Source organism: Priestia sp. YIM B13486 (genome assembly GCF_042787865.1).
Taxonomy (GTDB): Bacteria; Bacillota; Bacilli; order Bacillales; family Bacillaceae_H; genus Priestia; species Priestia megaterium.
In genome coordinates, this window is the sequence record NZ_JBHZOZ010000005.1 from 236490 (window position 1) to 256024 (window position 19535).

Sequence of the window (19535 nt, forward strand, 5' to 3'; positions counted from 1 at the left end):
AAAGCAAGATATCTTAAACTAGTAATTTAGTAAAAAAATGCATGATTTTCAAAAATCAAAGGGAAAATCATTCCCTCTAATTTTTTTAGTTCTCGCGAAGTTGTGCAAAAACCATTCGATCTTTTCCATTAATATCATATACACATTCTACAAAAGCTGTCGGAAACGTTTTTTGCAGCATCTCAGCTACATCTTTTGTCTGTCCGGCCCCGACTTCAAATCCAATAATACTATTTGACTTCGTCACATATGGCAACTCTTCCATGAAACGCCGATAAAAATCCAGGCCATCTTTTCCACCAAAAAGAGCTCGGTTTGGCTCATGATCTTTTACCACTGTGGACAACTCATCATCTGCTGGAATATAAGGCGGATTAGACACAATTACATCAAATTTCTGATTTGATAATAGAAATGGTTGTAATAGATCTCCCTGTATAAACGTGACAGCAGCTTCCAGGTTTTGAGCATTTTCTTTGGCTACGCTTAAAGATTCTATAGCTATATCTGTTGCTGTAACTTCCACTCTGTCAACCTCCAAAGCTAAAGTGATAGCAATTGCCCCACTTCCTGTTCCAATATCTACAAGCTCAATAGGCTGGTGTTGAAATTCTTTTTTTATTCGAGAAATCATTCCGTATACCAGCTCTTCCGTTTCGGGTCTTGGAATTAATACATGTTCGTTTACAATAAATGAACGCCCGTAAAATTCTTCTGTCCCGATTAGATATTGTACAGGCATACCTGCTTTATGAGCATGGACATCTTGTTTAAATCTTTTTAGAATTTCTTCTTCTAGTTCTTCCTGCAGAGCACCTAGCAAATGAGTTCTCGTCATCTGCAAGTGATGGCGAAGCAAGAGTTCTCCCGCGTTTTCATCTCGCTTTGCCTCTTTCAAAAAAGAAGAAGCCCATTTAAGGGCTTCAAATACTTTCATTAGTTCGAATCTTCCATTCGGCGCGCTTGGTCTTCCATGACTAATGCATCGATAATTTCATCAAGCTTGCCTTCTAAGATTTGATCTAGCTTTTGAATCGTCAGACCAATACGGTGATCCGTTACGCGATTTTGCGGGAAGTTATACGTACGGATACGCTCGGAGCGATCTCCAGATCCAACTGCTTGTTTGCGCGTTGCATCGTACTCTGCTTGTGCTTCTCGCTGGAACTTATCGTACACGCGAGCGCGCAATACTTTCATTGCTTTTTCTTTATTTTTAATTTGAGACTTTTCATCTTGACATGATACCACTGTATTTGTTGGTAAATGCGTTAAACGAACGGCTGACATCGTCGTATTAACACTTTGGCCACCAGGTCCACTTGAAGCAAATGTATCTACACGGATGTCTTTTTCATGAATGTCCACTTCGACTTCTTCCGCTTCAGGAAGACATGCTACCGTTGCTGTAGATGTATGAATACGACCGCCTGATTCTGTTTCAGGAACTCGTTGAACACGGTGTGCACCGTTTTCAAATTTCATCTTTGAGTACGCACCTTTACCGTTAATCATAAAGATAATTTCTTTATAACCGCCTACTCCAGTAGTCGTTGCTTCCATTACTTCTGTTTTCCAGCCTTGTGATTCAGCAAAGCGCGAATACATTCGGTACAAATTAGCTGCGAATAATGCTGCTTCATCTCCACCAGCCGCTCCACGAACTTCCATGATTACGTTTTTATCATCGTTTGGATCTTTTGGAATTAATAAAATACGTAGCTTTTCAACTAGCTCTTCTTGCTGCGTTTCTAACTCGGCAATTTCTTCTTTTACCATGTCACGCATATCTGCATCAAGCTTATCTTCAAGCATCGTTTTCGCTTCTGATAACTGCTCTTTTACATCTTTGTATTCCTGATAAGCCGCTACCGTTTGTTGTATATCTGATTGTTCCTTCGAATATTCTCTCAACTTAGAGGGGTTGTTTACGATCTCAGGGTCACTCAGAAGTTCGTTTAACTTCTCATAGCGCGCCTCTACCGCTTCTAAACGATCAAACACGTCATTCACCTCATTCTTTATCCATAACATTGTAATTATAGTATAGCTTTAAAATAGAGTCAAAACCTTGTTAATACACGTATATGAACAAAAAAACAGAACTGCGCGTTCTGTTTTTATCATCATAAAATTCTTGCTTTATTTTTCGACCATTTCGCTTGAGTCCACAGACACAGCTTGTCCTTTAGACTTTTGCACAACGTGGCAATGACGACATCTTGGTTCGTACGATTCAGACGCACCGACTAAAATAATAGGGTCGTCATAAGAAGCAGGCTCACCGTTAATCAAACGCTGCGTACGGCTCGCAGGAGAGCCACATGAAGCGCACACAGCCTGTAGCTTTGTTACCGACTCTGCAATAGCCATTAACTGCGGCATTTGTCCAAAAGGTTCACCTTTGAAGTCTTGATCTAACCCCGCTACAATCACACGAAAGCCTTGATCCGCTAAAGATTGAACAATTTCTAAAATATCTGTGTCAAAAAACTGTACTTCATCTATCGCTACTACGTCTGTCTCTTCATCTACTCGCTTTAAAATATCGCGCGATGCCGAGATTGAATAAGCCATAACAGATGTACCATTATGTGAAACGACCGCTTCTTCGCTATATCGATTATCGATTGCAGGCTTGAACACTTGTGCTTTTTGTTTAGCAAACTGTGTGCGGCGCACACGTCGAATTAACTCTTCTGATTTCCCTGAAAACATACTGCCACAAATTACTTCTATCCAACCGCTTTGTTTCATTACGTACACCACTGCGGGACTCTCCCTTCTTCTCGTTCCGTTTCTGAGCGAACCGCTACTAACTTAATCTACGTCTTCTATGTAGATCTTATTCCTATGATAAAGTACCCACTTTTTTATCAAGCAGACACTGTTTTTCTACTTTTATAAGCAAAAAAACAGGCAAGAAGTTAAGCTACTTGCCTGTTTGTTTCGACAATGTGATTATTTAAGACCGTATTTTTTGTTGAAGCGATCAACACGGCCACCAGCTTCAGCGAATTTTTGACGACCAGTGTAGAATGGGTGACATTCAGAACAAGTCTCAACGCGGATCTCTTCTTTTACAGAACCACTTTCAAATTCGTTTCCGCAAGTACATTTAACCATAACTGTTTTATAGTTTGGATGAATTCCTGTTTTCATTCGTTTCATCTCCTTCCGCCCTGAATCATTCTGAAACAGAGTTTATTGATAAAGATAGTGATGAAATAATAACTATTTCACTGTGTACTTTATCAACACACATGATGAAATTATAACAAGGGTTGTATGCTTTTGCAACCACATGTTTTATAACTTATCGTTTATTTGCTAGAAGTGTTTTTTTCTCTTCCGTTAACATCGAGAAGAACTCTTCATTTGTCTTTGTTTGACGTAAACGTTTTAAGAATTTTTCTGCAAAATCAGGAGCATCTGCCATTGATTTACGAATTGCCCATAAGTGGTCTAAATGCTCTTTTGGAATTAACAGCTCTTCTTTACGTGTGCCTGAGCGACGAATGTCAATCGCAGGGAAGATACGTTTTTCAGCTAGTGAACGATCTAGATGCAGTTCCATGTTACCTGTACCTTTAAACTCTTCATAAATAACATCATCCATACGAGAGCCTGTATCAATTAAGGCTGTTGCCAGAATGGTTAAGCTGCCTCCATCTTCAATGTTACGAGCCGCTCCAAAGAATCGTTTTGGACGGTGAAAAGCAGCCGGGTCAATACCCCCTGATAGTGTACGACCGCTCGGTGGAATAACTAAGTTATAAGCACGAGCAAGTCTTGTGATGCTGTCCATCAAAATGACAACATCTTTTTTGTGTTCAACTAATCTCATCGCACGTTCAAGTACAAGTTCCGCTACTTTAATGTGGTTTTCTGGCACTTCGTCAAATGTAGAACTGACAACATCACCGTCAACCGAACGCTCAATGTCCGTCACTTCCTCAGGACGCTCATCAATAAGAAGAACAATCAATTCTGCATCAGGATGATTCGTTGTAATGCTATTGGCAATTTCTTTTAATAGCATCGTTTTACCTGCTTTTGGCGGCGCGACAATTAGTCCCCTTTGCCCAAATCCAATTGGTGAAATCAAGTCAATAATACGAGTAGAGAAACTTCTTGGCTGAGTTTCTAGCAGCATTTGTTCATTTGGATAAATTGGCGTTAGCGCTGGAAAATGTACGCGATCTTTTGACGTTTCCGGATCTTCTCCGTTTACTGCTTCTACATGTAATAATCCGTAGTAGCGCTCATTTTCTTTTGGAGGACGAACTTTCCCCGATACCTTGTCTCCATTACGCAGATCGAAGCGACGAATTTGTGAAGCTGAGATATAAATATCTTCTGAACTCGGTGAATAGTTAATTGGTCGTAAGAAACCGAATCCTTCTGATTGAATAATTTCAAGAACGCCTTCCATAAATAAAAGCCCATCTTGTTCAGCTTGAGCCTTTAAAATAGCAAAGACAAGTTCTTTTTTCGTTAATTTACTATAGTACGAAACTTTATACTCACGAGCATGTTCATACAGCTCTTTTAATTTCATATTTTCTAAACTGGATAATGTTAAGTTCATTAGGACACCACGCTTTATAATGAATAATTTTTAACCGTTCCTCCCATATTAAATTCAAATTCAAATATAAAATTGAGAGATGATATGGATGGAATAAATCTGTGAAAATGGAGAATATAACCTTTGAAGTATAATAAGTAGAATCAATTGATTAACTATACACTTTTAGAAGAATAATTCCGACATAAAACCATTTATATTATCTTGATAAATTTAACGTAGCAATTTATATTCTAACCTTTTTCTATCTTTTTAATCAATCTTTTTTTACTTTAGAAGATGAATAAAAAAAAGGAAATTTAATAGCTTACGAGAAGCGAGGAAAACCTTTTCATAATTTCACATTAAAGGAAATAAACTGGACGTTAAAATAAGAAGTGAAATTTACCTTTTAGCTTCCCTTTTTATCTATTTACCCTATTCATAAATATATAAGCTACACAGAGATAGAAGAACGCTCCTACGCCTGTGTAGCTTATTAAAAAGCTCATTTCTAAACTTTGCTTTCATGACTGTGGCACCGATTTGCCTTTATGAATTTTGAAATTGCTCAATTTCCTCTTGAGTCATCTCTTCACGCCAAATCATTGCCCCTAAATCCGATAGCTTGTCTACTAAATGACTGTAACCTCGGTCAATGTGCTCTAAACCCGTTACCTCTGTAATCCCTTTGGCTATTAAGCCAGCGGTTACGAGAGCTGCTCCTGCCCGTAAGTCCGACGCTTTCACACGTGCACCTTGTAAGTGAATGGGACCATTAATAATAGCAGAACGCCCTTCTACCTTAACAGATGCATTCATTCGTCTCAGTTCATCAATATGCTTAAACCTTGCACCATAAATTGTATCTGTCACAACGCTTGTACCAGACGCTCTTGTTAGAAGCGTCGTAAATGGCTGCTGTAAATCAGTTGGAAAACCTGGATATACTAGCGTCTTAATATCTACGGGCTTCAATAGCTGACGAGTCGCTACAAGAATCTGATCTGAGCTTGTTTCGATATGAATACCCATCTCACGCATTTTAGCCGTTAATGACTCCAAATGCTGAGGGATAACGTTGTCCACAACAACTTCTTTTCCCATACTCGCTCCCATGATCATATATGTGCCTGCTTCAATTCGGTCTGGAATGATGGAATGACGGCATCCTTTTAATTGATCTACTCCATCAATTCGAATAACATCCGTACCTGCACCTTTAATACGGGCACCCATACTTGTCAGCAACGTAGCTACATCAATAATTTCAGGCTCTTTAGCAGCATTCTCAATAACGGTACGCCCTTTTGCTCTTACAGCAGCGAGCATAATATTGATTGTTGCTCCTACGCTAACAACGTCTAAATAAATTCGAGCACCAATCAGTTCCTCAGCTCGAATGTAAATAGCTCCTTGTTCATTTGTTACTTTAGCGCCAAGAGCTTCAAAGCCTTTAATGTGCTGATCGATTGGTCTAGGACCAAGGTAACAGCCTCCTGGAAGCCCAACTACCGCTTTTTTAAAGCGTCCCAACATCGCCCCCATTAAATAATAAGAAGCGCGTAATTTTTTTACTTTTCCGTTCGGTAAAGGCATTGCAACCATTCCGGATGGATCTACTGTTAATTCGTCGTTATCAATGGTTACTTTCCCACCAATTTCTTCAACTAAATCCCCTAATAACTGCACGTCTGAAATATCGGGCAGACCTTCAATTGTAACAGGTGACTCGGCTAAAATTGTTGCTGGAATAAGCGCAACGGCACTATTTTTAGCACCACTGACGCGGACGGATCCACTTAAGGTAAAGCCACCTTGTATTTTTAACTTTTCCATTTATAGCTCCCTTCTAGTGAAAGAAAGTTTCTCACCTAGTAATTGAGGAAAATTTTGGTACAAAGAATACCTAAAAGAATGGTTATTTTTCCTATTACCTACTAGTGTACACGAAAATGAAAAAATCATGTATAGTTTCGACAAGATAAAAGAAAAATATGGCATTCACCTGTCAGGATGGTAAACACCACACAAATTTATACATGTTTAGACATTTCGCTTTTCCCAATCTGCCAAAAATTGGTCAATTCCTGCGTTTGTTAACGGATGTTTGAACAATTGCATTAAAACTTTGTAAGGAATTGTCGCAATATGTGCTCCATTTTTTGCAGCTTCTGTTACGTGCATCGGATGACGAATAGATGCTGCAATAATTTCTGATGGAATGTCATGAATCGCAAAAATATCTGCGATATCTGAGATTAAATCGAGACCATTAAAACCAATATCGTCTAATCTTCCTAAGAAAGGCGATACGTAAGTAGCACCTGCTCTTGCTGCCATTAACGCTTGGTTAGCTGAGAAAATAAGCGTAACGTTTGTCTTAATACCTAAACTAGTAAATTCTTTTACTGCTTTTAAGCCATCTGGAGTCATCGGTACCTTGATTGTGATATTCGGCGCAATCGCAGCAAGCTCTTTTCCTTCGCGAATCATGCCTTCTGCATCAAGCGCAATCACTTCTGCACTTACAGACCCTTCAACGAACTCTGTAATTTCACGAAGACGATCTTCAAACGTGATGTTCTCTTTAGCTACTAAACTAGGATTTGTTGTAACCCCCGCTAACAAACCCAATGAATGCGCTTCCTTAATTTCGTCTAAATTAGCCGTATCAATAAAAAACTTCATGAATGCCATCCCCCTGTGTTATGTATTCAGAATGATAAGAAAATTATAGTAAAAATAAAACCGCCTTACAATGAAAATAAGACGGTTTTATTTTTCAGACTCAACTAACTGCAAACAGGCAATCCGAAGATTTCAAATTATGCTTTGTTAGAAGAACCGAATTCACGCATTTTACCTTGAACCGTTTCTTTGATTGCTTCGCGAGCAGGTCCTAAGTATTTACGTGGATCATATTGTTCAGGTTGCGCAGCTAATACTTCACGAACAGCTTTAGCTGAAGCAATTTGGTTTTCAGTGTTTACGTTGATTTTAGCAGTACCTAAAGAAACTGATTTTTGGATATCTTTTGTTGGAATACCAGTTCCACCATGTAAAACTAATGGTAAGCCTGTACGATCTCCGATTTCTTTCATTTCAGCAAAACCTAGGTTTGGTTCACCTTTGTATGGTCCGTGAACTGATCCTAATGCTGGAGCTAAGCAATCGATACCTGTACGGTTAACAAGTTCTTCACACTCGTTAGCATCTGCATAGATAACGCCCTCAGCAATAACGTCGTCTTCTTGTCCACCAACAGTTCCTAGTTCTGCTTCTACAGATACTCCGTGGAAGTGAGCTAGTTCAACTACTTTAGAAGTAATTGCAATGTTTTCTTCAAATGGATGGTGAGAAGCATCGATCATTACAGAAGTGAATCCAGCATGGATTGCTTTTGCACATGATTCAAAGCTTGAACCGTGGTCTAAGTGAATTGCAACTGGTACTTGAACGTCGTAATCTTCGATTAGAGCTTCAACCATTGCTACAACAGTTTTGAAACCGCCCATGTAGCGTGCTGCACCTTCAGATACACCAAGAATAACTGGAGAGTTTTCTTCTTTTGCTGCTTGAAGAATAGCTTGAGTAAACTCTAAGTTATTTAAGTTAAATTGACCTACTGCATAGCCTTGTTCTTTTGCTGTAATAAGCATTTCTTTCATTGATACTAAAGGCATATTGAAATCCTCCTTAAAATCAACCTTAGATTAGATGCTAACCAAAAGGCACACTCAAATAGTATGCTCTTGAATTGAGTGTTTCATGTAGAAACAACGCGCATCTTTACATAATAGATTGTCGAATTATGAATACAGTAATTAGGATACCAACTAACAATGAAAACAGCAACATTTTTAGGTTGATATTCAAAATTTGTTAGGATGAAAACCCTACCAAAACCTTAATTAGACTTTACTGGTATATATTCCCTAACAACTTTTCGGATTTCATCAATATCAAACGGTTTTGCAAAGTGTGTTAATGCTCCTAAATCTTTTGCTTCTTGAATCATATCCAATTCACCATAAGCGGTCATAATAATGACTTTAATCGTTTCATCGTGCTGCTTTAACCTTTTTAAAATTTCAATTCCATCCATTCCTGGAATTTTCATATCTAATAAGACAAGATCCGGTGCTTGCTCTTTTGTAATATCAATCGCCTGGAAGCCGTTCGCCGCTTGAAATGTCGTATAGCCTTCTTTTTGCAGCACTTCCGTTAATAAAATACGTATACCATACTGATCATCAACAATTAAAATTTTCTCTGCCAATATAATCCCACCTTTTATATTCCTCTTCTACAGACAAAACTAACATATGTATTTCGCCTTTAAAACAAAAATCCCTGCTTATTAGAGAAATTGTTACAAAACATAGCTTTTTTTGTCATCCATCCAACTTCATTGCACTTTACTTTCATTGTAGCTCATTTCAAGATAGAATACAGATAGCTTTTTTCGTTATAATGTGTAGATAGACGGCTTTAGCCGCTTAAATCGAAGGGAGATTCTATGCTTAAAATTTTCACAACTCAACTTTCAGGTTTTTTTAAACGAATTGAAGAACAAGAAGAATTCCAATTTGAAGATGCCGCGCGTATTTTAGCACAGGCCTCTGTCGGAGAAGGATTTATCTATATTTATGGTGTAGAAGAAATGCACGCCATAACGCTTGAAGCACTAAGCAGTGCAGAACCTTTAAGTCGGGCAAAAGCTTTGCCTTTACATGAATTAGATCAGCTGACTAGCGTTGATCGCGTACTGCTTGTCTCTCGATTTTCAACAGATAATAAAGCAGTGGAAATAGCTGAACGTTTAAAGAAACGGGATATTCCATTTGTTAGCATTGCTGCTGTTCCTAAAGAGATAGCCGAACCTTCTTTAACAGCACTCGCAGATGCTCATATTGATACAAAATTGTTAAAGCCGCTTATTCCTGGAGAAGACGGCTCAAGATTTGGTTTTCCAGCAATGATGGTCGCTTTATACGCGTACTATGGTTTAACTTTCACATTAAAAGAAATCGTAGAAGAATATGAATAAAAAACACGCTGTCTAAAGACAGCGTGTTTTTTATTTCACTTATTTGTTTTGGCCTGACTCCATTGATGCGCGAATAAATTCTCTGAACAATGGTTGCGGTCTTGTTGGACGAGAAGTAAACTCTGGGTGGAATTGTGAAGCCAAGAACCATGGGTGGTCTTTTAGCTCTACAATTTCAATTAAACGGCCGTCTGGGCTTGTACCAGAGAAGATAAAGCCTTTCTCTTCCATTTGTTGACGGTATTCGTTATTAAATTCATAACGGTGACGATGACGCTCATATACCACTTCATCTTGATATGCTTCATATGCAAGCGTATCTTCAGACAATTTACAAGGGTATAGTCCTAAACGCAATGTACCGCCTAGGTCCTCTACGTCTTTTTGTTCTGGCAATAAGTCAATAATTGGATAATTTGTTCCAGGTGCAATTTCCGCTGAATGTGCGCCTTCTAAGCCTAATACATTACGCGCAAACTCAACTGATGCCAGCTGCATACCTAAGCAAATACCTAAGAATGGAACCTTTTGCTCACGTGCATATTGTGTTGCTACAATTTTACCTTCAATTCCACGATCACCAAATCCACCTGGAACTAAGATACCATCTACATCACCAAGTAAATCTTGAACATTTTCTTTTGTTACAAATTCAGAATTTACCCACTTGATGTTTACATCTGCATCGAATGCATATCCAGCATGTTTCATTGCTTCTACGACAGAAATATAAGCATCTTGAAGCTCTACATACTTACCAACCAATGCAATTTTTGTCGTATTTGAAAGTCCTTTTACTTTCTCAACCAGTGCTTTCCACTCAGTCATTTCTGCTTCTTTGCAATCTAATTTCAAGTGATCGCATGTGATTTGATCTAGGTGCTGCTCTTGTAAAGATAGTGGAATTTCATATAATGTTTCAGCGTCTGCACACTCAATAACCGCTTTTGGATCAATGTCGCAGAATAAAGCTAGCTTGTCTTTCATATCTTCAGAAATTGGCATTTCTGTACGAACAACGATAACATTTGGCTGAATGCCTAAGCTACGTAACTCTTTTACACTATGCTGTGTTGGTTTTGTTTTCATTTCACCAGCAGCTTTTAAATATGGCACAAGTGTACAGTGGATATACATAACATTGTCACGGCCAATATCACTTTTGATTTGACGAATAGCTTCTAGGAAAGGAAGTGATTCAATATCTCCTACCGTTCCGCCGATTTCAGTAATAACAACGTCCGCATTTGTTTCTTTACCTGCACGGAAAACGCGTTCTTTAATTTCATTTGTGATGTGCGGAATAACCTGAACTGTTCCGCCTAAATAATCACCGCGACGCTCTTTTTTCAATACTGTTGAATATACTTTACCTGTTGTTACGTTGCTGTAGCGATTTAAGTTGATATCGATAAAACGCTCATAGTGACCTAAGTCTAAGTCTGTTTCCGCGCCGTCATCCGTTACGAATACCTCTCCGTGTTGGTATGGACTCATTGTTCCTGGGTCTACATTAATGTATGGATCAAACTTTTGAATCGTTACGTTCAACCCACGGTTTTTTAATAAACGGCCTAAAGAAGCTGCTGTAATCCCTTTTCCTAGAGATGATACAACACCGCCTGTTACGAAAATATACTTTGTCATCTATACTTCCCCCTCTAAATAATTTGAACTGTACAATATTAAAAGTTTTCACATAAACAATCACAATTCATTCATTGTGCATGCGAAATTATAAGAAACCTTATGAATGTGAAACGTTCAAGAACCAAAAGAAAGTTTCTATCAAGGATTTATAAGCACATATCGGGGTGTAAAACATGGATAGATAAAATAAAAAAATTGCTCCCAATACCAAAACTGGATTGGGAGCAATAGTCTATTTTAAATAAAAACTTTTTAAATGCTTGTTTAAAGAGCCCAAAAAAGATTCTACCTACTTCGCTTGAAAAAGTCAAGAAGGATTATTTTTCTTTTTCGTCCTCATAATCTTCTTCTTCGTCTTCCTCATCATCGTCTAGATCATCTTCTAAATCGTCAAAATCGTCTTCTGCAAGATCTTCTTCATCTTCTTCTAGCTCGTCAATGTCTTCAAAATCTTCTTCTTCGTCTAGATCATCAACATCTTCATAATCCAAATCTTCTTCTAAATCATCAAAATCTTCAACTTCTTCAACAACAGCTTTTTTCGCTTTTTTCTTTTTAGGTTTTGCAACCGGAATAACTTCTTCTTCAGCTTGGTCAAAAGGATACCATCCACGAAGACCCCAGTGGTTGTCCCCTACTGTTAAAAAGCGACCATCAATATTAATATCTGTATAAAACTGAGCTAATCTCGTTTTTAATTCTTGATCTGACATTTCAGCTGCTGCTTTAATTTCAGCAATAATTTCTTGGAATGACATTGCTTGACGATCTGTTTTTTCTTCTAGAAGTGCATAAGCAATCTCAATCATCGACATTTCTTTTAAATCCGTTTTTGAGTACTGTGCTAAACTCAAATCTGGCACATCCTTTCTATGACTATGTATATCGAAAATCTATTAAATCAATTCATCATATGTGTAAATGATGGAAACGAATAAATACATACCATTCATTATAAACAAATTCAATACATTTATGCTAGCCTCGTTTCTAAAATTCTCGAGAATTTCGCATAAAACAACGAAAAAATAGACATTTTATCACTATAATACATTCTATTTAATACGCCAATAACATCCTTTGATCAAAAGGAATTCACCATCAGTTATTCTGAATCCGCTAGGGTTAGGTCTATAAAAGCCGAGATGACCCACAAACGGTCATCTCGGCTTTTAATATATCACTATATACTAACGATACATTATTACATATTTCGGCGATATTGCCCACCGCATTCATATAAAGCTCGCGTAATTTCCCCTAAGCTGGCTACTTTAACGGTCTCCATTAACTCTTTGAAAATGTTCTCTCCTTCTGTTGCAGCTTTCTTTAACCTTTTCAGCGCATCTTCTCTTTTTTCTTCATGCTGCTGTTGAAACTTCTGAAGCTGATTAATTTGATGATTTTTTTCTTCTTTTGATGCGCGGGCTAACTGCATGTCATCAACTGAGGAATTTTTCTCTTCATTTGGATTAATATACGTATTTACTCCTATAATAGGTAAATCTCCCGTATGTTTTTGCATCTCATATTCCATCGATTCATCTTGAATCTTACCTCGCTGATACTGCATTTCCATCGCACCTAAAACGCCGCCTCGATCATTTAAGCGTTGGAACTCAGCCAATACCGCTTCTTCTACCAAGTCTGTTAGTTCATCAATAATAAAAGAGCCCTGTAGTGGATTTTCATTTTTAGTTAATCCATGCTCTTTTGTAATGATTAATTGAATGGCCATCGCTCTTCGTACAGATTCCTCTGTCGGCGTTGTAATTGCTTCATCATACGCATTGGTATGAAGAGAGTTGCAATTGTCATGAAGAGCCATTAAGGCTTGCAGCGTCGTACGTATATCATTAAAATTAATTTCCTGTGCATGAAGCGATCGGCCGGATGTTTGAATATGATACTTAAGCTTTTGACTGCGTTCATTCGCGCCGTATTTATCACGCATCACAATTGCCCAGATTCTTCTCGCTACACGTCCAATAACCGTGTATTCAGGGTCAAGCCCATTACTAAAGAAAAACGATAAATTAGGAGCAAAATCATCAATGTGCATGCCTCGACTCAAGTAATATTCCACGTACGTAAAACCGTTGGCCAATGTAAAAGCTAGCTGAGAAATCGGGTTAGCACCTGCTTCAGCTATATGATAGCCTGAAATAGAAACAGAATAATAGTTGCGCACTTTCTCGTCAATAAAGTACTGCTGAATATCTCCCATCATTTTTAATGCAAATTCCGTGGAAAAAATACATGTATTTTGTCCTTGGTCTTCTTTTAAAATATCCGCTTGAACAGTTCCTCTCACTTGTTTCAACGTACCCGATTTTACGTCCTCGTATTCCTCTTCTGTTAAAGGGCGCTTCAGCTCCTCTTCCTTCTTTTCCACCTGCTGACTGATAGCTGTATTCATAAACATAGCTAGTAATATTGGAGCCGGCCCATTGATCGTCATCGAAACGGAAGTCGACGGATGGCAAAGATCAAATCCTTTATACAAGAGTTTCATATCATCAAGCGTACAGACATTTACGCCGCTTTCGCCAATTTTCCCGAAGATATCCGGCCTTGGATCCGGATTTTCTCCGTAAAGCGTTACAGAATCAAACGCTGTACTTAAACGCTTAGCCTCATCATCTTTTGACAAATAGTGGAAGCGGCGATTTGTTCGTTCTGGTGTTCCTTCGCCTGCGAATTGACGCTTAGGATCTTCACCTTTTCGTTTGAATGGAAAAACACCTGCTGTATAAGGAAACGCACCTGGCACATTTTCTTTATAAAGAAAACGAAGAACTTCCCCGTATTCTTTAACTTTTGGAAGGGCCACGCGCGGAATACGCAGTCCTGATAGGGTATCAACTTGCAGAGAGGTTTTAATTTCTTTATTTCTTATCTTTGTAATAAGTTCTTCTTTCCCGTACTGACTTTTTAATTTAGACCAGTTTTCCAGCTTTTCAATCGATTCAGCCGTTAGCTGTTTTTGATATTTCTCCTTTAGCTGAGTGAGCTCTTGCTTGGCTGTTTCTGTTTCCACTTCTTCCAAAGCACCCTCTAGCTGATAAAATTTACGCGCTATTTGTACTTGAACATCCGTATTGCGGTGATAAGAGCGAACGCTGTTTACAATCTCCTGTAAATATTGCTGTTGATCATTAGGAATGATGGTATATTTCTTTTCACTTACGCGCTCTGATGATTTTTCTACGTGCCAAGACGTACGGCATGTTTGATGCAGATGATTTACAAGATCTTCAAATAAAATATTTGTTCCCCCGTCGTTGAACTGGCTCGCAATTGTTCCGTAAATTGGCATCGTAGAGAGATTATTTTCAAACAGCTGATGATTACGCTGATATTGACGCTGCACTTGTTTTTTTGCGTCTTCGGAACCTTTTTTTTCAAATTTATTGATTACAATAAAGTCTGCGTAATCAATCATTTCAATCTTTTCTAACTGCGACGGCGCGCCAAATTCGCTTGTCATTACATACAGAGAGACATTTGCAATATCTTTGACTTGAGCATCAGCTTGCCCGATGCCGCTTGTTTCGACAATGATAATGTCGAAACCCGCTTTTTTCACGACGGCAATTCCATCTCGAATGGCCGCCGATAGCTCATGTCCAGATGAACGCGTGGCCAAACTTCTCATATACACACGAGGAGACGCTGCGATGTTCATACGAATTCGATCCCCAAGAAGCGCTCCTCCGGTTTTTTGTTTAGTTGGATCGACGGATAAAACAGCTACATGAATATCTGGAATATGTTCAATAAACCTTCTTACTAATTCATCCGTAAGCGAACTTTTCCCCGCTCCTCCTGTTCCTGTGATTCCAATAACCGGTATTTTTTGATCCGTCTCGCTTTCGATTACACTTTCTCGGATTTCTTCAAGAGCAGCTGCGTGCTCTTTTGTGTATTCATAGGCTTCATTTTCAGCGCATGTAATAAGCTGGGCAATTAAACGGTCATTAGCCGGCGTTAAGGTTCGATCCTTCGGCAGTGCAGGGGGATTTGTGTAATAACAATCATCGATCATAAATTGAATCATGCCTTCTAACCCCATTTTTCGTCCATCTTCCGGAGAAAAGATTTTAGAAATGCCGTAATCATGAAGCTCTTGAATCTCACTCGGAATAATGACCCCTCCTCCTCCGCCATAAATTTTAATATGAGAAGCCTGTTGTTCTTGGAGTAAATCGTACATATACTTAAAATATTCTACATGGCCGCCTTGATAAGAAGAAATGGCAATCCCCTGAACATCCTCTTGTATGGAAGCGTTAACAATTTCTTCGACAGATCGGTTATGCCCCAGGTGAATGACTTCTACCCCCTTTGCTTGAAGAATTCGTCTCATAATATTAATGGACGCGTCGTGGCCGTCAAACAGGCTAGAAGCGGTTAAAAAACGAAGCGGTCTTTTGCTTGTATTCAAACTGTCTCCCCCTCACACAGTTGTTGAAATGAAAAATTTTTAAGTAAAAAATCTAACTGCATATTTGTATATTCTTCTAATGAATAATGCTTTTGCAGCCACCATCTGCGAAATGCCCACATCTGACCTTGAACAAATAAATGATGAGCAAACAGCGAAATTTCTTTATCCGTAAGTGCAAATTGATTGTTATCTACGCAGCCTTCGATAATAACCTTAAACATCTCAACCATATCCAGCTCTTTTTTTAATACATATGGAAGCGCATCTTTAGACAGTGATTTCGCTTCTTGGTACATGACTAATACTTCATCTTGAAGCTCATCCACAACTTTAAAATAGTGCTGAATCGCTTGTTGAAGCTCAGCGATTGTATAACGATCCACCACCATCTCTTCTAATCGCTCTCTCACTTCATCGTAAATATTGTCACATACAAGATATAAAACATCTTCTTTAGACTGAATATATTCGTAAAGTGTACCGATACTGAACCCAGCGGCTTTGGCAATTTCCCTTGTTGTTGTTCGGTGAAAACCTTTTTCCTTAAATAGCGTGACGGCCCCTTTAATCATTTGATTACGACGCTCTACAATCAGCTTTTCATCTTTAATGGATGTGAGAACTTCTCTCTTTTTCATTTTTTCACCTCTCCTACAACAAGTGTTTTATTTAGCAAGATACCTAGAAATGACGAGACGCTGAATCTCTTGTGTGCCTTCATAAATTTGCGTGATTTTTGCATCTCTCATAAAACGTTCTACTGGATAATCTTTTGTATAACCGTATCCTCCAAATACTTGAACAGCTTCTGTCGTTACTTTCATTGCTGTATCCCCAGCATATAATTTTGACATGGCTGATTCTTTGCCATATGGCAGCCCTTGAGACTCCAGCCAAGCAGCTTGATAGGTTAACAGTCTTGCAGCTTCTATACTCGTGGCCATGTCGGCTAGCTTAAAAGCAATTCCTTGCTGAGAAATAATTGGCTTACCAAATTGCTGACGTTCCTTGGCATAAGCTACGGCCGCATCTAATGCCCCTTGAGCAATTCCTACCGCCTGTGCTGCAATGCCATTTCGGCCGCCATCTAGTGTCATCATGGCAACTTTAAATCCTTCTCCTTCATTTCCCAGCAAATTTTCTTTTGGAACACGGCAGTCCTCGAAAATAATTTCTGTGGTAGGTGAAGAGCGAATGCCCAGTTTCTTTTCTTTTTTACCAACTGAAAATCCCGGCATATCTTTTTCAATAATAAAAGCGCTCGTGCGTTTTTCATTGGGATCGATGCGAGCAAATACGACGTAAATATCCGCTTCGCCGCCGTTTGTAATAAAGATTTTAGAACCATTTAAAATATAATCTTCTCCGTCTTTTACAGCGAGCGTTCTCATTCCTCCTGCGTCTGATCCAGCACTCGGTTCGGTTAACCCATAAGCACCTATTTTCTCACCCGTTGCCATAGGTTTCAGGTATTTTTGTTTTTGTTCTTCTGTTCCGAATGTATAGATTGGCCAGCCGGCAAGAGAAGTATGAGCCGACAAAGTAACGCCTGTTGATGCACATACTCTAGACAGTTCTTCAACAGCAATGCAATAAGCTAGATAGTCACTGCCAATTCCTCCGTATTGCTCCGGCCATGGAATACCTGTTAATCCTAGATCAGCCATTTGCGTAAAGATTCCTCTGTCAAAACGCTCTTCTTCATCTCGTTGTGCAGCTGTCGGAGCCACTTCGTTTTTGGCAAAGTCCCGCACCATTTTTCGAATCATTTCGTGTTCTTCTGAAAGTTTAAAAAACATGATTATTCCCCCTATAATTGACTGCTAATGACGATGCGCTGAATTTCGCTTGTACCTTCGTAGATTTCGCATACTTTGGCGTCACGAAAATACCTCTCTACTGGATAATCTTTCATATAACCATAGCCTCCCAAAACTTGAATCGCATCGATTGCTACATTCATGGCCGTTTGGGAAGCAAATAATTTCGCCATTGAGGCTTCTTTTTTACAAGGAAGTTTTTGATCATATAAAAAAGCCGCTCTATACATTAAAAGCTTCGCTGATTCAACAGCCGTTTCCATATCAGCCAGCTTAAAGGCAATACCCTGCTGAGATAAAATCGGTTTTCCGAATTGATATCTTTCATTTGCATAGTTTTTAGCTGCCGTTAACGCACCTTCAGCAATTCCTACCGCCTGAGCAGCAATACCAATTCTTCCGGCATTTAAATTAGCCATCGCAATTCGAAAGCCTTCACCTTCTTCTCCGAGACGATTTTCTACAGGCACCTGTATATTTTCAAAGTGAAGTTGAACCGTTCGAGAACCGTGAAGGCCCATCTTATGTTCATCTTTTCCTATCGAAAATCCCTCCATCGTCTTTTCAACGATAAAAGCGCTCATTCCTCTCGACCCGCGTTCGGGATTCGTTTTAGCAAATACAATATACGTATCTGCTTCGCCGCCGTTTGTAATGAAAAGCTTTGAGCCATTTAAAAGATAGTGGTCTCCTTTTCGTTCTGCCTTTGTTTTTAAGCTTGCAGCATCAGACCCTGCACTAGGTTCTGTTAAACAAAAAGCACCTAAATATTCACCTGTCGCCAGTTTTTTTACATATTTTTGTTTTTGATCTTCCGTCCCAAATACGACAATAGGATTCGTACCTACAGAAGTATGAACAGACAAAATGACGCCGAGGGCTGGACTTACTTTTGATATTTCGTGGATGGCAATCATGTACGACACAAAGTCCAGTCCGCCCCCTCCGTATGCTTGAGGAACGGGAATGCCCATCAGGCCAAGATCAGCCATCTGCTTTAATAAACCTCGAGGAAATTCACCCTTTTCCATGTTTGGCACAGCCGCAGCGACTTCTTTTTCACTAAAATCAGCTACCATCTTTTTAATCATGTGTTGTTCAGACGTAAAAAAGATCATTTCGCCACTCCTTTATGTTTCGTACGTAAAAAATCCTTTTCCTGTTTTTCGACCAAGCCACCCTGCCTTTACATATTTCCTAAGCAATGGACAAGGACGATATTTGTCATCACCAAACCCTTTATGAAGCGTTTCCATAATAAACAAACATGTATCGAGGCCGATGAAATCTGCTAATGTCAAAGGTCCCATTGGATGGTTCATTCCTAGTTTCATCACTTGATCAATATCCTCTTCGCTTGCTACCCCTTCATAGAGCGCAAACACAGCTTCGTTAATCATTGGCATTAAAATTCGATTTGAAACAAACCCTGGAAAATCATGAACTTCCACCGGGGTTTTATTTAATTTTTTCGTTGTTTCATAGACTGCTTGATACACTTCATCGGTAGTAGCCAGCCCTCTAATAATTTCAACGAGTTTCATCACCGGAACAGGATTCATAAAGTGCATGCCAATTACTTTTTCAGGTCGAGTGGTCGCAGCTGCAATTTCAGTAATAGGAAGCGAAGACGTGTTGGTTGCTAAAATAGTATGACTCGGGGCTAACGAATCCAACTCCGCAAAAATGGCTTGTTTGACTTCCATCTTTTCCACAACCGCTTCGACGATTAAATCTGCTTTTTGTGCTGCCGTTATTTCATTTGCCAGCTGAATGCGCTCCATAATCCCTTCATGTTCCTTAGCTGAGAGAGAACCTTTTCCCAACTGCTTTTTCAGACGTTTATCAATACCTTCTATTCCTTTTTGTGTATTTTTTTGATCAACGTCATACAAAGAAACTTGATATCCGCTCGCAGCAAATACTTGCGCAATTCCTGCTCCCATCTGTCCTGCTCCAATAACCATAACTGTTTCAATATTCAAGTTGGTA

At 39.0% G+C, this 19535-nt stretch carries 17 protein-coding genes; 1 reads left to right on the forward strand and 16 read right to left on the reverse strand.

Annotated features, from left to right (window positions below; translation table 11 throughout):
• Positions 1 to 85: 85 nt before the first annotated feature.
• From prmC to ACFX4G_RS15965, 9 genes are all read right to left on the reverse strand, one after another.
• Positions 86 to 937 (reverse strand): peptide chain release factor N(5)-glutamine methyltransferase, encoded by an 852-nt coding sequence (prmC, locus tag ACFX4G_RS15925; RefSeq protein ID WP_377575637.1) that lies wholly within the window; start codon positions 935 to 937, stop codon positions 86 to 88.
• On the reverse strand, positions 937 to 2004 hold the full coding sequence (gene prfA / locus ACFX4G_RS15930; RefSeq protein ID WP_013059820.1) for a peptide chain release factor 1: 1068 nt from the start codon (positions 2002 to 2004) through the stop codon (positions 937 to 939). The genes prmC and prfA overlap by 1 nt, the downstream gene beginning before the upstream one ends.
• A gap of 138 nt (positions 2005 to 2142) precedes the next feature.
• Positions 2143 to 2757: a thymidine kinase gene (locus tag ACFX4G_RS15935; protein WP_226897604.1), complete on the reverse strand. Its 615-nt coding sequence runs from the start codon at positions 2755 to 2757 to the stop codon at positions 2143 to 2145.
• 204 nt (positions 2758 to 2961) lie between these two features.
• Positions 2962 to 3162 (reverse strand): 50S ribosomal protein L31, encoded by a 201-nt coding sequence (gene rpmE / locus ACFX4G_RS15940; RefSeq protein WP_013085477.1) that lies wholly within the window; start codon positions 3160 to 3162, stop codon positions 2962 to 2964.
• A gap of 154 nt (positions 3163 to 3316) precedes the next feature.
• Positions 3317 to 4591: a transcription termination factor Rho gene (rho, locus tag ACFX4G_RS15945; protein ID WP_013059823.1), complete on the reverse strand. Its 1275-nt coding sequence runs from the start codon at positions 4589 to 4591 to the stop codon at positions 3317 to 3319.
• A 531-nt stretch (positions 4592 to 5122) separates the two neighbouring features.
• On the reverse strand, positions 5123 to 6409 hold the full coding sequence (locus ACFX4G_RS15950) for a UDP-N-acetylglucosamine 1-carboxyvinyltransferase (protein WP_377575640.1): 1287 nt from the start codon (positions 6407 to 6409) through the stop codon (positions 5123 to 5125).
• A gap of 207 nt (positions 6410 to 6616) precedes the next feature.
• Positions 6617 to 7261: a fructose-6-phosphate aldolase gene (fsa, locus tag ACFX4G_RS15955; RefSeq protein WP_013059825.1), complete on the reverse strand. Its 645-nt coding sequence runs from the start codon at positions 7259 to 7261 to the stop codon at positions 6617 to 6619.
• 137 nt (positions 7262 to 7398) lie between these two features.
• Positions 7399 to 8256, reverse strand: a complete 858-nt coding sequence (locus tag ACFX4G_RS15960) for a class II fructose-bisphosphate aldolase (protein WP_013059826.1) — start codon at positions 8254 to 8256, stop codon at positions 7399 to 7401.
• Between the two features lie 224 nt (positions 8257 to 8480).
• On the reverse strand, positions 8481 to 8855 hold the full coding sequence (locus ACFX4G_RS15965) for a response regulator (protein ID WP_087944205.1): 375 nt from the start codon (positions 8853 to 8855) through the stop codon (positions 8481 to 8483).
• A gap of 237 nt (positions 8856 to 9092) precedes the next feature.
• Between ACFX4G_RS15965 and ACFX4G_RS15970 the strand changes: the two genes are divergently transcribed.
• Complete coding sequence (locus ACFX4G_RS15970; RefSeq protein WP_377575643.1) at positions 9093 to 9623, forward strand: DUF2529 family protein; 531 nt, start codon at positions 9093 to 9095, stop codon at positions 9621 to 9623.
• Between the two features lie 39 nt (positions 9624 to 9662).
• Here the strand turns inward: ACFX4G_RS15970 and ACFX4G_RS15975 are convergent, their stop codons facing one another.
• From ACFX4G_RS15975 to ACFX4G_RS16005, 7 genes are all read right to left on the reverse strand, one after another.
• Complete coding sequence (locus ACFX4G_RS15975; protein ID WP_034648257.1) at positions 9663 to 11270, reverse strand: CTP synthase; 1608 nt, start codon at positions 11268 to 11270, stop codon at positions 9663 to 9665.
• Between the two features lie 320 nt (positions 11271 to 11590).
• Positions 11591 to 12127 carry a DNA-directed RNA polymerase subunit delta gene (rpoE, locus tag ACFX4G_RS15980; protein WP_043977497.1) on the reverse strand — a complete coding sequence of 179 codons (537 nt, stop codon included), beginning with the start codon at positions 12125 to 12127 and terminating at the stop codon, positions 11591 to 11593.
• A 350-nt stretch (positions 12128 to 12477) separates the two neighbouring features.
• Complete coding sequence (icmF, locus tag ACFX4G_RS15985) at positions 12478 to 15720, reverse strand: fused isobutyryl-CoA mutase/GTPase IcmF (RefSeq protein ID WP_377575646.1); 3243 nt, start codon at positions 15718 to 15720, stop codon at positions 12478 to 12480.
• On the reverse strand, positions 15717 to 16361 hold the full coding sequence (locus ACFX4G_RS15990) for a TetR/AcrR family transcriptional regulator (protein WP_377575649.1): 645 nt from the start codon (positions 16359 to 16361) through the stop codon (positions 15717 to 15719). The genes icmF and ACFX4G_RS15990 overlap by 4 nt, the downstream gene beginning before the upstream one ends.
• A gap of 27 nt (positions 16362 to 16388) precedes the next feature.
• Entirely contained in the window at positions 16389 to 17522 is a 1134-nt protein-coding gene (locus ACFX4G_RS15995) for an acyl-CoA dehydrogenase (RefSeq protein WP_013059833.1), read from the reverse strand.
• 11 nt (positions 17523 to 17533) lie between these two features.
• Positions 17534 to 18661 carry an acyl-CoA dehydrogenase gene (locus ACFX4G_RS16000; protein ID WP_097824922.1) on the reverse strand — a complete coding sequence of 376 codons (1128 nt, stop codon included), beginning with the start codon at positions 18659 to 18661 and terminating at the stop codon, positions 17534 to 17536.
• Between the two features lie 12 nt (positions 18662 to 18673).
• Entirely contained in the window at positions 18674 to 19528 is an 855-nt protein-coding gene (locus ACFX4G_RS16005; RefSeq protein WP_377575652.1) for a 3-hydroxybutyryl-CoA dehydrogenase, read from the reverse strand.
• Between the last annotated feature and the right edge of the window lie 7 nt (positions 19529 to 19535).